The 13,751-nt window shown below is 58.8% G+C and carries 14 protein-coding genes; 8 read left to right on the top strand and 6 right to left on the bottom strand.

Going from position 1 to position 13,751, the window contains the following annotated elements; all coding sequences use genetic code 11:
- Nucleotides 1-663: SDR family NAD(P)-dependent oxidoreductase (locus tag WBP53_RS05710; protein WP_423926821.1), on the bottom strand; the 663-nt coding region annotated here is incomplete at its 3' end.
- A 120-nt stretch (nucleotides 664-783) separates the two neighbouring features.
- Between WBP53_RS05710 and WBP53_RS05705 the strand changes: the two genes are divergently transcribed.
- The 3 genes from WBP53_RS05705 to WBP53_RS05695 all read left to right on the top strand — a co-directional run bounded on the left by WBP53_RS05705 (nucleotide 784) and on the right by WBP53_RS05695 (nucleotide 3,473).
- Nucleotides 784-1,641 carry an alpha/beta hydrolase gene (locus WBP53_RS05705; RefSeq protein ID WP_423926819.1) on the top strand — a complete coding sequence of 286 codons (858 nt, stop codon included), beginning with the start codon at nucleotides 784-786 and terminating at the stop codon, nucleotides 1,639-1,641.
- A gap of 170 nt (nucleotides 1,642-1,811) precedes the next feature.
- Nucleotides 1,812-2,456: a peroxiredoxin-like family protein gene (locus WBP53_RS05700; protein ID WP_423926817.1), complete on the top strand. Its 645-nt coding sequence runs from the start codon at nucleotides 1,812-1,814 to the stop codon at nucleotides 2,454-2,456.
- Nucleotides 2,457-2,519: 63 nt separating this feature from the next.
- On the top strand, nucleotides 2,520-3,473 hold the full coding sequence (locus WBP53_RS05695) for a glutaminase (protein WP_423926815.1): 954 nt from the start codon (nucleotides 2,520-2,522) through the stop codon (nucleotides 3,471-3,473).
- Between the two features lie 19 nt (nucleotides 3,474-3,492).
- On the opposite strand, the gene WBP53_RS05690 is transcribed toward WBP53_RS05695, so the two are convergent.
- The gene (locus WBP53_RS05690) at nucleotides 3,493-4,530 is read right to left on the bottom strand and encodes a hypothetical protein (RefSeq protein WP_423926813.1); all 1,038 of its coding nucleotides are present in this window, start codon (nucleotides 4,528-4,530) and stop codon (nucleotides 3,493-3,495) included.
- Between the two features lie 220 nt (nucleotides 4,531-4,750).
- Here WBP53_RS05690 and WBP53_RS05685 point away from each other — a divergent pair, with 220 nt between their 5' ends.
- From WBP53_RS05685 to WBP53_RS05675, 3 genes are read left to right on the top strand one after another with little or no spacing between them, the layout of a single operon-like run.
- On the top strand, nucleotides 4,751-6,172 hold the full coding sequence (locus WBP53_RS05685; protein WP_423926811.1) for a circularly permuted type 2 ATP-grasp protein: 1,422 nt from the start codon (nucleotides 4,751-4,753) through the stop codon (nucleotides 6,170-6,172).
- Nucleotides 6,172-7,113, top strand: coding sequence for an alpha-E domain-containing protein (locus WBP53_RS05680; protein ID WP_423926809.1), 942 nt, complete (start codon nucleotides 6,172-6,174; stop codon nucleotides 7,111-7,113). Before WBP53_RS05685 ends, WBP53_RS05680 begins: the two co-directional genes overlap by 1 nt.
- Nucleotides 7,113-7,961, top strand: a complete 849-nt coding sequence (locus tag WBP53_RS05675; RefSeq protein WP_423926807.1) for a transglutaminase family protein — start codon at nucleotides 7,113-7,115, stop codon at nucleotides 7,959-7,961. The genes WBP53_RS05680 and WBP53_RS05675 overlap by 1 nt, the downstream gene beginning before the upstream one ends.
- A 234-nt stretch (nucleotides 7,962-8,195) precedes the next feature.
- Here the strand turns inward: WBP53_RS05675 and WBP53_RS05670 are convergent, their stop codons facing one another.
- From WBP53_RS05670 to WBP53_RS05660, 3 genes are all read right to left on the bottom strand, one after another.
- Entirely contained in the window at nucleotides 8,196-9,056 is an 861-nt protein-coding gene (locus WBP53_RS05670; RefSeq protein WP_423926805.1) for a class I SAM-dependent methyltransferase, read from the bottom strand.
- A gap of 109 nt (nucleotides 9,057-9,165) precedes the next feature.
- Entirely contained in the window at nucleotides 9,166-10,047 is an 882-nt protein-coding gene (locus WBP53_RS05665; protein WP_423926803.1) for an alpha/beta fold hydrolase, read from the bottom strand.
- A gap of 43 nt (nucleotides 10,048-10,090) precedes the next feature.
- Nucleotides 10,091-11,377 carry a DUF2254 domain-containing protein gene (locus WBP53_RS05660; protein WP_423926801.1) on the bottom strand — a complete coding sequence of 429 codons (1,287 nt, stop codon included), beginning with the start codon at nucleotides 11,375-11,377 and terminating at the stop codon, nucleotides 10,091-10,093.
- 237 nt (nucleotides 11,378-11,614) lie between these two features.
- Here WBP53_RS05660 and WBP53_RS05655 point away from each other — a divergent pair, with 237 nt between their 5' ends.
- Nucleotides 11,615-12,349 carry a DUF2652 domain-containing protein gene (locus WBP53_RS05655; RefSeq protein WP_423926799.1) on the top strand — a complete coding sequence of 245 codons (735 nt, stop codon included), beginning with the start codon at nucleotides 11,615-11,617 and terminating at the stop codon, nucleotides 12,347-12,349.
- Nucleotides 12,350-12,370: 21 nt separating this feature from the next.
- Here WBP53_RS05655 and WBP53_RS05650 read toward each other — a convergent pair whose 3' ends face one another.
- Nucleotides 12,371-12,946 (bottom strand): gamma-glutamylcyclotransferase, encoded by a 576-nt coding sequence (locus tag WBP53_RS05650; RefSeq protein ID WP_423926798.1) that lies wholly within the window; start codon nucleotides 12,944-12,946, stop codon nucleotides 12,371-12,373.
- Between the two features lie 129 nt (nucleotides 12,947-13,075).
- Between WBP53_RS05650 and WBP53_RS05645 the strand changes: the two genes are divergently transcribed.
- Nucleotides 13,076-13,741, top strand: coding sequence for a nitroreductase family protein (locus WBP53_RS05645; protein WP_423926796.1), 666 nt, complete (start codon nucleotides 13,076-13,078; stop codon nucleotides 13,739-13,741).
- Nucleotides 13,742-13,751: the final 10 nt, after the last annotated feature.

Genomic DNA, 13,751 nt, shown 5'->3' with positions numbered 1-13,751 from the left:
GCCCAGGGTCTCCCGCAAGCCAAGCACTTCCGGGCCGACGACATCGAGAATCCGGCCTTGCGCGACCTCAGGGGTCAGGCAGCGCAGCACGGTTTCCGCGACATCTTCCGCAAGTACGGGCTGGACTTGCTGTTTGCCATCCTCAGGCAGGAAAACGATGAACGGAAGTGAAGCCATGGATCGCAGCAGGGACGTACCACCGTACGAGCCGCGAGTCGAAAGGACGAGCGAGGGACGCAGCACGGTCGCCGCCAGGCCAGATTGAAGAAGATGGCTGTCGAACTGGTGCTTGCTCGCGATGAACTCGCCATCCGCACTGTCGCCAAGTGCGGAGACCTGCACGAATTTGGCTGTGCCCGCGTCTAGACAAGCGGCAAGCAGGGCGCTGGGCGCATCGACATGGATGCGTTCGAAATCGCCGCGATTCGTTTCACGCAGGATGCCGGCGCAATTGACTACCGCGCAGACACCTTTGATCAGGGATTTCCACTGATCTGCCTGGATCGCATCCGACAAATCAATGGAGATGAATTCAAGCTGCGCGGACGCGGAAAGATGTTTCCGGCTCCGACCACAGGCAACCACGTCATGTCCATTGCGCAGCAGGGTTTCGACAATCACGCTACCGATGAAGCCGTTGGCTCCGGTGACCAGAATTTTCAAGTGCCGGGCCTCGCCGTGTTACCGAGCATGCGATCAATGCGACTATCATCGAATAATCAGGGTTGATGCAAGCACTGCTGTGGCAAAGTCTGTTCGTCCACCGAAGAAACCAGGAAAGCAATGTCATTACGAGAATGGTTCATCGCGCTGATTATCGTCTGTGCAGGCGTTGGCGACAAAGTTTCAGATGCTGGCGAGCCCGTTCTGCCGCACGAAACATTGAATATCGAATCCCGCGTACTTGCCGAAAAGCGGGTCGTCAACGTGTGGGTTCCGCCCGGCTATGCCGCTGGAAAAGAGAAGGGCGGCCGCTATCCGGTCCTGTACATGCCTGACGGTGGGGTCGGTGAGGACTTTCCGCATGTAGTTTCGACGGTTGATTCGCTCGTTCGCGCGGGTGAAATCCCGCCGATGCTGGTGGTCGGAATCGAGAATACACAGCGTCGGCGCGACATGACCGGGCCGACCAAGGTCGCGGAAGACCGCAAGATTGCAGCCGTCGTTGGCGGGTCTGCTGCGTTTCGCTCCTTCATTGCCGACGAACTGAAGCCGCTCATCCGCAAACGCTACGCCGCGAATGAAGAATCGGCGATCATCGGCGAATCGGCTGCGGCCCTGTTCATCGTCGAAACCCTGTTCCTGCAGCCGGAACTGTTCAACATCTACATCGCGCTTGACCCCAGTCTCTGGTGGAACAACGAACAATGGTCACGTGAAGCAGGAGCCAGGCTGAAGCGGATGGGAGACGTCCAGGTGAGCTTGTTGCTGGCGTCGGCAAATGAGCAGGGCAATCGCCAGGTGACGATGAACCTCGTTCAGGTCTTGTGCCAGCAGCCCGAATCGGCCCTGCAATGGTCGCATGCTCCGCATCCGGAGCTTGGCCATGACACCATCTACAGAACGCTGGAGAAGGATCTGCTGAAACAGGCATTTTCCGGAACCATCGATTCGGCAAGCGCCTGTGCCGGGTCGGAGTGACCAGGACTGGTCGCTCCGACAATTACTGAAAGAAAGTCCGCGTTCACCGGTTCTTGTAAGACTGCGTGACGCTCATCCAGGCAACACGATGCGGCACGGATCGTGGTTTCGGACGCGGATCCGGAACACGCGCTACAGTCCATCCCGACATTTCAATTCAGGAAACCACGATGATTCGAATGATTCTCGCTTCATGCATGTTGTTCAGCGCGAGCGCCATGGCCGCGGGCACTCTGGCTGATTCGGCAGATGCGGTCTGCCCGATCCTGCTTGGCTCGGCCATGCCTGACGTTGCCATGCAAACCATTGACGGAAAACCAACCACGCTGAAACAGCAGGTCGACGGGCAACCGGCCATCCTCGTGTTCTATCGCGGCGGCTGGTGTCCGTATTGCAACATGCAGTTGAGCGACCTCCGCCTGATTGCGGCGGAGACCGAAGCGCTTGGCTACCGTCTCATAGCAATCAGCCCGGACTTGCCCGGCGAGCTCGGCAAGACCATGACCAAGGACAAGCTCGACTACACGCTGTTGTCCGACAGCAAGGCTGACGCCATGCGCGCCTTTGGCATCGGTTTCCGCGTGGATGACGCGACCATCGAGAAGTACAAGGGCTATGGCATTGACCTGGAAAAGGCTTCGGGTGAAAACCACCATGCCTTGCCAGTACCTTCCGTGTTCATTGTCGATGCCGCTGGTGTACTGCAATTTTCCTATGTTCACCCGGACTACAAGGTTCGCGTGCCGGGAACGGTAATCATGGCTGCAGCCAAGGCCATCGCCGATCGCAAGCATCAGGTCAAGCCTGCAAGATAGGCGGCAACACGGCGCTCACGCACGGGGCTTTGGCAGTGCCCCGTTGCATGCGACCATGCGCGCATGAAACCGAATGAAGTCGTTCTCGAAACCAGTGCAACGCTCGATATCGCGAGCGTGCTCGAACAGATTGCGGATGAGGTAGCGCCGCTGGTCGGCCAGGGCAAGGTTGCGAGCTATATCCCGCGCCTGGCCCAGGTGCCAGCGGACAGGTTCGGCATGGCAGTTGCCACTCTGGACGGACGCCTGTTCCATGTTGGGGATGCGGATGAGCGATTTTCCATCCAGAGTATTTCCAAGGCATTCAGCCTGACCCTGGCTCTTGAGGCTCTCGGCGGCGAGCTCTGGAAGCGCGTCGGACGCGAGCCTTCCGGCAACGCCTTCAATTCGCTGGTGCAGCTCGAGCGCGAAAACGGCATTCCACGAAATCCGTTCATCAACGCCGGCGCCCACGTCATTGCCGACGTGATTCTTTCCAGTACGGCGCGTCCTCTGGAAACCCTGCTTGGTTTTGTTCGCGAGAGATCAGAAAATCCGGCAATCATCATCGACGAAGAAGTGGCGCGCTCCGAGCGCGAGGCCGGATTTCGAAATGCTGCATTGGCCAACTTCATCCGCAGTTTCGGCAATCTCGACAACCCGGTAGAAAAGGTCCTCGATTTCTACTTCCATCAGTGTGCCCTGCAGATGAGTTGCATGGATCTGGCACGCGCATTTCTCTACCTGGCCAACGAGGGGCGCTGCCAGCGCTCCGGTGAGTCCGTCATCAATCCAGAGCGGGCCAAGCGTATCAATGCATTGATGCTGACCTGCGGAACCTACGATGCCGCGGGTGAGTTCGCGTTTCGGGTTGGGTTGCCGGCGAAGAGTGGTGTCGGCGGGGGAATCATGGCCGTCGTGCCGAAAGTGCTGACCGTCGCAGTGTGGTCGCCAGGCCTGGACGAGAAGGGCAATTCGTTGGCCGGAGCCGCAGCGCTGGATCGGTTCACGACGCTTACCGGCCTGTCCGTCTTCTAGCAAGCTGCGTGTCATTCCATTACGGATGCGGATTCGCTGGCAGCGAGACCTCAAGCAGTTCGCACGGCTCGGACGAAGCCAGCTGGTAGTCCACGAATGAAGGCAGAAGGCTGGCGTCATCGACTTGCAGCCGTGCACTTCCTGCCCCTGTTACATGAAGGTCACAGCAGCCGGATAGCACGAACAGGAACAGGAACCTGTCACTCCTGGCGGCCAGGGAATGATTGATCCGCAACACGCGTGCACTGGCCTTGCCATGCGTGGCGTTGGAAATTCCGGTGTACCGGATCGTGGCCTCACCGTTTGCAAGTGGCAGCCATTCTGCCGCCGCCGCGATGTGATGGACGAATTGCTGCCCACCAAACTCCCGTTGCGTATTCACCTGTGCATTGGGCAAGCCCAGTTCATGGTCGCGCCAGGTTTCATGCTGCGCCGGGCTGCCAAGCTCGATGACTTCGAATCCGGCGGATGCTTCGAGCACCTGGTGCCGGATGGTCGGTGGCTGCAGCACGCAGTCGCCCTCATTCATGGTGAACGCGGGCCCCTGATCTTCGTATACAAGCTTGCCCCAACCATGCCGGCAGTAAATCATCTGGAACCCGACATGATGGTAGTGGACATAGTCCGGGACCGGCCCGGCCTCGACAATGCGGATATGCGAGGCGATGACGCTTTGTTGCCGCCGACCAGGGATCAGGTCGCGATAGAACATGCCCGCACGGCCCTGAATCCATGCCGTTCCGTCCTCCGCTCGCGAAATGATCCATTCCGCCGACTCGGGGATTTCAGTCTCCGCTGTGCTGGAGGAGCCGTATTCGAGGATTACGCCACCCGGTCCGTCTTCCGACGGTTTTTCCTGTTCCGAGTACAAGCGCAATCGGGCTGGCGGATTCTCTTCCGCTGCGCCGCCACAGTGCTCCAGGCGCAGGACAAGGTTTTCTCGGGACACCACCGCAACCGTTGGCGCATCAGCCGGCATGATCATGTCCAGACGAAAGCCTGCGGTTTCGACATAGAACGCGATCGCCGCATCGAGGTCTGAGCAGGACAGGACCACTTCGGTCCTCCTTGTTTGATGTTCCCGCAGGTTGCAGATGGCATCAGTCATGCAGGGCTTTCCGGTTGAAACGCCAGCCCAGTATGCCTCCGGATAGTTGCGCAGGGTCAAATCGACAAGCGCGAAGGCGCAAACTTCGCTCCCGGGGTGTCCGGGCTGCGCTGTCTTGACCGCGAACGCGTTCGCGTCCAGTCTGGAACTGAGCCAAACGGGATGATCAATGACGATCGGAGTCAAGGTTTTCGATGAAATGGGCTGGCCCGACGAGATCCGCGCGCCTTATGCGCTGGTGGATGCGTGGCTGAAGTCGGTGCCCGCAGAACAACTGGCGCTGAAGCGACGCGAGGCGGAGGTCCTGTTCCGCCGGATCGGTATCACCTTCGCGGTCTATACCGAAGGCGGTGATCCGGAGCGCCTTATTCCATTCGACCTGATACCCCGCGTCATGGCACAGGCCGAGTGGCAGAGCCTGCGCAAGGGACTTGAGCAGCGGGTGCGCGCACTCAATGCATTCATCCATGATGTCTATCACGATCGTGAAATCATTCAGGCCGGCAAGATCCCCGAACGTCTGGTACTGAACAATCCGCAGTTCCGACCGGAGATGGCAGGGCTTGACCTGCCGCATGACATCTACACCCACATCGCCGGCGTCGACATGGTTCGTACCGGGCCGGACGAATACTTCGTGCTCGAGGACAACTGCCGCACGCCTTCCGGCGTGTCATACATGGTCGAGAATCGCGAAGTGATGATGCGTCTGTTCCCGGAGTTGTTCCGGCGAGCCGGCGTTGCGCCGGTCGCCCACTACGGCGACGAATTGCTGGAGACGCTGCGCTCGGTGGCGCCGCCCAATTGCCCCGGAGAGCCAACCGTTGTCCTGCTGACGCCGGGCATTCACAACAGTGCCTACTACGAACACGCTTTCCTCGCCGACGAGATGGGCGTGGATCTTGTCGAAGGTGCCGACCTGCTGGTCAAGAACGAAGTCTGCTACATGCGCAGCACGAGCGGTCTGACGCGGGTTGATGTCATCTATCGGCGCATTGATGACGACTACATCGATCCGCTCGTGTTCCGTCCTGATTCCATGCTGGGCGCGCCCGGATTGCACTATGCATCACGTGCAGGGAATCTCAGCCTGGCCAATGCCATCGGTGCCGGCATCGCTGATGACAAGGCCGTCTATATCCACGTGCCCGAAATGATCCGCTTTTACCTGGGCGAGGAACCGCTGTTGCAAAACGTGCCTACCCACGATTGCAGCAAGCCCGATGACCTGGCTTACACGCTGGCTCATATCGAAGAGCTCGTGGTCAAGGCCGTACATGGTTCAGGGGGCTACGGAATGCTGGTTGGGCCGCACGCGAGCAAGGCGGAAATCGAGACGTTTGTGGCGCAGCTCAAGGCGAGGCCTCACGACTACGTCGCGCAGCCGACTCTGGCCCTGTCGACAGTTCCAACTTTCGTCGAGTCTGGAATTGCACCACGGCACGTCGATCTTCGACCGTTCGTTCTCAGTGGCGACAAGATCCGCATCGTTCCAGGCGGCCTGACGCGCGTCGCCCTGCGCGACGGATCTCTGGTCGTCAACTCATCGCAGGGAGGCGGCACCAAGGATACCTGGGTGCTGGAACGCTGATGCTCGCAAGAACTGCTTCCAATCTCTTCTGGCTGGCCCGATACATGGAACGGGCCGACTATCTCGCCCGCTTGCTGCAGGTGGCGGGGCACATGAGTTCGGTACGTGTCGATGCCAACGGCAACAGCGAGTGGGAATCAGCCATTGTTGCGGCGGGATGTCAGTCCGCGTTTTTCAAGAAGCATTCAATCGCCAATGCAGAATCGGTAATCGCCTACCTGGCGTTTGATCGTGACAACCCTTCATCCATTTGCAACTGCATCGAAACTTCCCGTCGCAACGCACGTGCCGTTCGAACCGCGCTGACCAGCGACATGTGGGAAGCGGTCAATGCGAGCTGGATGGAACTGCGCGATTTTGAATCATCGGACATGGACGATGACCGCCTGATCGAGTTCCTCGACTGGGTCAAGGCCCGAACCAGCATGGTGCATGGTGTATACGCCAACACGATGCTGCGCCGGGACGGATTTCATTTCACCCGCCTGGGCCAATTTCTTGAACGTGCCGACAATACGGCTCGTCTACTTGATGTGAAGTATCACGTCCGACTTGCGACAGCAGAGGATGTCGGCGGTGTGGTCGACTATTACCAATGGCTGGCCATCCTCCGAGTTGTCGGTGCAAGGCGAGCTTATCGCGTCCTGTTCAAGGGCCACGTCGAGCCGGCACAGGTTGCCGAGCTCCTCCTGCTCAGGCTCGAGTTTCCACGTTCCCTCGCGTTTTGTTTCGAGCAGATCTGCCTCAACCTCGATGCGATTGTCAGCCACGATCCCGCAATCAGCACCGAATGCAAGCGTATTGCGCATGCGCAGTACGCGGCGTTGAGATTCGGTCGTATCGAGCCGATCATCAAGCAGGGCCTGCATGAATTCCTCAGCGAGCTGATACAACGTTGCGACGTGCTGGGGCAGGAAATCGCAAAGGGTCACAATTTCTGATGCACCTCACGATTCATCATGAGACTCACTACCGCTATTCCGAACCGGCGTTGCGTGTGACTCAGGCTTTGCGACTTTGGCCAGCGGATTCGGCTAGCCAGACAGTGCACGAATGGCAGGTTGTCGTCGATGGCGTTCGATTGCCCTATGTAACGAGGGATGGTTTTTCCAACCCCGTTGCAACCCACACGGTGAATGGTGCAGTGGATGAGGTCGTGGTTGAGGTACATGGCCGGGTCCAGACGGAAGACCTTCATGGTGTCGTGCGTGGAACCATCGAGCTCCTCCCCATTCAGTTCTTCCTCTATGAAACATCGCTGACCGCCGTCGATTCTTCCATTCGCGACCTGGCCCGCCAGGTCGAACCAGGCGAAGGTGACATTGAGCGCCTGCATCGCTTGTGCAATCTCGTACGTGACCACCTCGATTACATACCAGGGCAAACCGATGCAGAGACCACGGCGTCGGAGGCATTGGCGCTCGGAGCCGGCGTTTGCCAGGACCACGCCCATCTCCTTGCCGCGGCTGCGCGTGTTCTCGGATATCCGGCGCGATATGTGAGCGGCTACCTCTCCGCTGGGGCCGAGACGGGTGAAGCGGCAAGCCACGCCTGGGCAGAAATTCATGTCGCCGATTTTGGCTGGGTCGGCTTTGATGCGGCCAATCGAATCTGCCCGAATGAACACTATGTGCGCATTGCCAGCGGTCGTGACTATCACGACGCCGCTCCGGTGCGCGGACTGCAACTTGGCGGAAAATCCGAGTCGCTCGAAGTGAGCGTCGACATTGGTGAATCGCCGGCGAAAGCAGCGGGCCAGCGATACAAGTCGCATGGCACCGCGCAATAGAGGCAAGTCCTTCGTGCAAGCTGTTGGCTATGGAGCCGGTATCGATCAGGGGAGCTGGTCAGAACCGGCGCATGATGGTGCGAAGCGATCTTCTTCTGATAACCGCTGTTGCGATTCCGGGTTTGTTTCCATCAGCTGTATTTCGACGGGGAAGTAGCGGGCGGTGGTCCAGCTGCGCATTTACGCCGATCAGACGCCAGCCCGCCAGAGCCGTATTTCTCCGTTCAGGGACGCTCAGTTCTTGCGATAGACATGTACGAAACGATCGGTCTTGCCTCTCACGCTTTCATCGAATACACCTTTGCTCCGCGGATCATCGACGTTGCGCAGCACATCCGAACTGGAAATCAGTTCGAGACCATGCGTGCCGATATCGGCCTTGGCGAAGGCTTCGTCGATACGGTGAAGGCTGTTGGCATCGGTGGCTCCGCTGCCCTTGCGCGCAGCGTGATCGACGATCAGGAGGATGCCTCCCGGCTTCAGCGCGATGGCAATTTGCTCGATGAATTGCCCTGCATCCACGGCAGGCCAACCATTTTCAAGGTCCACAACGTAGAGATCGTGATAGGACATCACGATCATGGCGCCATCCAGGGTCGAGTTGCCTAGCTGCATGGCCTCGTTGGGAACGATTCGGTACTCGACATTGGGCAGGCGTCCCTCGGCCAGTCTCGGAGTCAGGCCACTTTTCGCGTAGGCGTCATAGCCATCGTTGTTGATCAGCAGCACCTTTCCCTTCGATCCAACGACACCGGAAAGAATCTCGCTGTAGTAGCCACCCCCACCGAATATGTCGGCAATGGTCATGCCTGGCCCAAAGCCGGCAAGCGCCAGTACCGATTCGGGTCGGTCGCGAGAATCACGCTCTCGATCCGCCTCGCTTCGCGCCGGATTCACCAGCGCACTGGTGATGGCCAAGAGCCTCGTCGCTTCCGCCGATTCCGGTTTCGCAGGGTTGTCCGAGTCCGGCGCTTTGGTGGTATTCGCGGGTCTCTCGGCCATGCCTGCCGAATGCGCTGCTATCGGTGGCTCCGATCGGGAACAGCCGGTAATGGTCACGGCCAATGAAGCGAGCAGGGGGATGAGAATTCGCATGCGCGTGTCCTTCAGAGGATGCCCCTACTATGCGCGTCTGAACGTGGCGCACACGGCCCGAAAGTCACCCGAAGCGTTCGCTTCCATCGCGACAGGGTATATCTGTCGATCAATCCAGCTTCTTTCGAAACTCGTCGTAGGCAGCAACGACACCGGATGGAGACTCGATTTGCGGATAGTGGCCAATTCCTGGCAACTCGGTGACGTTCGCTTTGGCAACCAGCTCACGAAAGCGCTCGATCATGTGCGCTCCGGAAATCGGATCCAGCGGACCATTGATGAGTTTCAGTGGCAGCGTTGTGCGTTGCAGGGCGCCCACCCAACGCTCGCGAAATTCACGACGTTCGCGAACGTAACGAATCAACTGCGCCATGGCGCGATTGCCATGATTCACTTTGATGAGTTCCCAGAGCCCATCGAGCAGGGCTGCTTTCGGCTGTGTATCCGGGCCAAAGATCTTGCGCATGCTGAGGGCCAGGCTGCTGCGACTGGAAAGTCGGGCGACCAGTGGACCGACAGAAGAAAGCAGCAGCTTCTGGATTCTCAGCAGGCGATGCGACTCCGGGAAGAGACCGCCGTTGAGCAGGCAGACACTGCGCAGGGTACATGCCTGTGGCCCATCCAGATTTCGTGCCATCAGCTCCTGGGCCACGGTGTCTCCGTAGTCGTGGGCGAGCAGATGAAAATTGCTTGCGCTGAAATGCCGGAGTACCGCCTGGGCAATGTCGGCTTGTTCGAAGATGGTGTAGCGATGCGGTGACGGCTTGTCCGAGAAGCCGAATCCGAGCATGTCAAAACAGATCAGGCGATGCGTTTTGGACAGTCCGGACCATACGGGCTCCCAGTCCCAGGACGATGTCGGAAATCCATGGATCAAGAGCAGCACAGGGCCGTTCGGGTTGCCGCCATTGCGAGCGAAAATGGCATGCTCGCCAACCCTGAGCATGGTCCCCGATTCGCGCCATTCGGCGACAGAAGCGTTCCGTTTCACTGCATTCTCCAGGATCGCTCGATCGACACGCGTGCTTGCGGTTTCAGTTTCCAGCCAGCTTTGCGACTCGGGCAGCGGCGTGCTGTACGCGCACCAGGTCGTCGGTGAGAGTCAAGGCCGACTGAGCGCGGGCCAGTGCCTGTGCCGACTGGCGAGCAGCCGCCTTCTGATATCGCTGATCCCCAAGATTGGCCAGCATTTGCAACATTTTCTGCAAATGGATGCCGACCTCGACAAGTCCGGCACCGTCACGCGCGATCGGAATGAAAAAGTCGTCGAATAGATCCTCCAGTTCCAGCGGAGGCACATGCACGTTCGCGAAACGTATGGCATCCGCTCCTTCGACTTCGATGGCCTTGGGGTGGTTTTCAGACCACAGGGAGAGCATGCGGGCACCGCGACTGAGCACATCAATGGCAGTCCCTGGATCATTGACCGCCGGCGATAGTGCACGTGAAGCAATCTCGGAGAGCACGCATACCCCGAAACGCGGATCCTGATCAAAGCTGCGCGAGGCAGAAATGCTGAATGCCTTGCAAATATCGTTGACCCTCTCGGCTGGCAGTGCGGTGACAACGAAGGCCAGTGGTTGTGCTGCGCCAGCGAAATGCCCTGGCAGCGAGGCGAGGTAAATTTCGATGCCGCAGGCTTCGGCGGTGTCCTGCAACGCCTGCATGTCGATATGTTCGATGTAGCCAAACTCGTCGGAGTGGATCGGCAAGGCACCTTCCGGTATGCCAAGTTCGCCGGCCTCTCGTGGTTGCCCGGAAAGATAGGGAGATGCACGACGTCGCCGAATCGCCCCGGTCGCCGCAGCCTCGACCCGGTCGCAGGTAGGGCTGACGCGCCCGAGCCGAAGCACGTAGTCACTCCAGCGCAGGAGGGTGATTACGATTACGATGATCACGCCGAGGGTTACCGCATAAAGGACGACGCGACCGGTATCACCATACAAGCCGGTTTGCAGCACGATAATGCTTACAAGACTGAACAGGAACGAACCCAGAAATGTCGCCAGGGCATTCTGCGCGGTACTGTCGGTAAGCAGCAGATGGGTGGCTCGCGGTGTGGTATTGCTGGTGGCCGAGGCATACGCGGCCACCATCGTGCTCAATGAGAAGATCGTCACTGACAGCATGCTGGTTGCAATGATTTGCAGCAGGGTATCCACCGCATCGGCGCCGATGGTCGCGGGCAAATGATCCGGGATGTAGCGCTTGACGACCAGCGACACCAGGGCAGTCAGGATACCGAGCACGGAGAACGCCGTGGCGCGCACCCAGAGCTTGCGTGAGAGCTGCAGCAGCAGCCATTGCAGTCTTGAAAACATCGTATTATCTGATCAAGCAGATTTCAGTTCATCATGCACCAGTTGGTGGCATGCTGGCGATAGCAGGTCAGCATGGATCATCTTCCGGGTGTGACTGGATTGCCCCTATCGACAGTCCATTCCACGTTTCTGCAATGAATTGCGCGCTGCGCCGGTCTTTATGTTCCGAGAAGTGGGTTCGTTTTTTCTGCGGCGACGTCCAGGGTCGTTCAGCGAACGGGAGAGGGCGCCGGAATCATGCGAATTTGTCAGGCGTTTCTGGTCGTGATCGATATCAGTGGCTACACCCGTTTCATAACCAGGCGGACCCTGAGCCTGCAGCACGCCGAGCAGATCATCAGCGACCTGATCGGTGTCGTGGTTGACGAGTCACGCCATCCGTTGATTCTGAACAAGCTGGAAGGTGATGCTGCGCTGATGTATGCGGAGATCGAAGCCGACTCTGCGCAGAGCCGTGCAGACCTCATGGCCCAGGTGCGATCCTTCTTTCCTGCATTTCGCCAGCGTGTGCTTGAGCTCAGCAAGATGCGAGACAACTGCAGCTGCGATGCTTGTACCAACATCACGGCATTGGGCCTCAAGGCCTTCGTGCATTGCGGTGAAATCCTGTTGAAGCAATTCCGGCAGTTTGAAGAACTGGCCGGCGAGCCGGTCATCCTCCTGCATCGTCTGATGAAAAATTCCGTTCAGGGCAGCGAGTACGTGCTCATGTCCGATGCAGCCATGCGTTTCTCCGGACTTGATGATTCGAGGTTGCAGAGTCATGTCGAACACATCGAGGGTATGGGCACGCATCAGCTCTGGGTAGCTTCCGCCTATAACCTGCCTGAATGGGTCGGGCCTGAATCTGCTTCAGCTGCAATTGGTGTCGAGCCTGTCCAGACACGAGTCTTTCGCAACTTGCCTGCCGACGACGGAGCGACGCTACCTGAGGGTTGGGTATCTCGCCTTTGGCGACGGCTGCGGCGCTAGCAGTCAGCGGAATGCCTGAAATCATGTTTTGGCGCTGTCGATCCTTGCGAGTTCCCGTTCAATCGCGATGATGTGCGGGTCGATTTCGCCCAGCTCTCGAAGCGCATCGGCCAGATGTTGGAAATAGTCCCGATTCAACCCGCTTGGGCCTGCCGCTCGCGCAATGTGACGAGCGATATCAGCATCAGTCGTCTCGCCAAGAAATGCTGCATTCAGCGGACCGGCGACATAGATCAGACCTTCGACCGCGTCGCCATCGGCGAATTCCATGGAAACGACTTCGCGCAGATAGCCGTTCTTTTCACGCATGTCGAGGTGGTCAAAGACAGCAGGGGAAATTCGGTAGGCCATGCCGGCACAGACTGCATCGGCTTCCTCGATCAGAGTCGCGACTCGCCCGGGGGACTCCGGTGTGCCGCGATGGTCATGGGACCCTTGCCAGAATCTGCGTGTCCAGCCGCGAATGCGCGCGGGACGTCGCTCGATGTATGGAAAATCCACCTTCCAGATCAGCGAACCGTAGCCGAATAGCCAGACTTCTTCGTGACCGTCGAACCGGTTCAGCTGCCGATTGATTTCCACCGTATTGACTGACATTCGAAACGCCATGGCCAGAACGCGTACCCGGCCATCCTATCGCCCACCGGGCAGGGAGCGCCACATGCCCACCACCCATGCCGGTCGCGTTATGCTTTGGACATGGAATCCATCAAATCTGTTCCCCTTGTGAAACGTGCCGATCTCGGCGATGACGAAATGCTGGATCGGGCTCGTCAGTTGTCTTTGGAGCTTGCGGCGCGGCGTACCGTGCGCGACTACTCGCCGCGAGCAGTGCCCCGTGAGGTTATCGAGGCGTGTCTGCTTGCCGCCGGCACCGCTCCGAGCGGCGCCAACCAGCAACCCTGGCATTTCGTGGCCATTTCCGACCCCGACACCAAGCGTCGAATCAGAATTGCGGCCGAGGCCGAAGAACGCGAATTCTACGAGCGCAGGGCGCCGGAAGAATGGCTGCAGGCACTGGCCGAGATTGGCACCGATGAGAACAAGCCGTTCCTCGAGATCGCGCCCTGGCTGATTGCGGTGTTCTATGAACGCACCGGCCCCCTTGTCGATGGACGCAAGGCCAAGCGCTACTACCCGCACGAGTCGACCGGAATCGCGACAGGCATGTTGATTGCGGCCTTGCACAAGGCCGGCCTCGCCAGTCTTACCCACACACCGAGTCCAATGGCCTTCCTCAACGACATCCTGGATCGGCCAAAGAATGAGGTGCCTTATCTGCTGCTGGTTGTAGGCCATCCGACAGAGGAGTGCCGGGTTCCCGACATATCGCGCAAGACACTTGAGCAGATCTCCACTTTCGTCGAGTCCAGTCCGGAACCCGATTCATGAAGTTCACGAG

The sequence above is a fragment of the Dokdonella sp. genome (assembly GCF_049593775.1).
Lineage (GTDB): Bacteria > Pseudomonadota > Gammaproteobacteria > Xanthomonadales > Rhodanobacteraceae > Dokdonella.
This window is presented reverse-complemented; position numbering and strand designations above follow the sequence as displayed.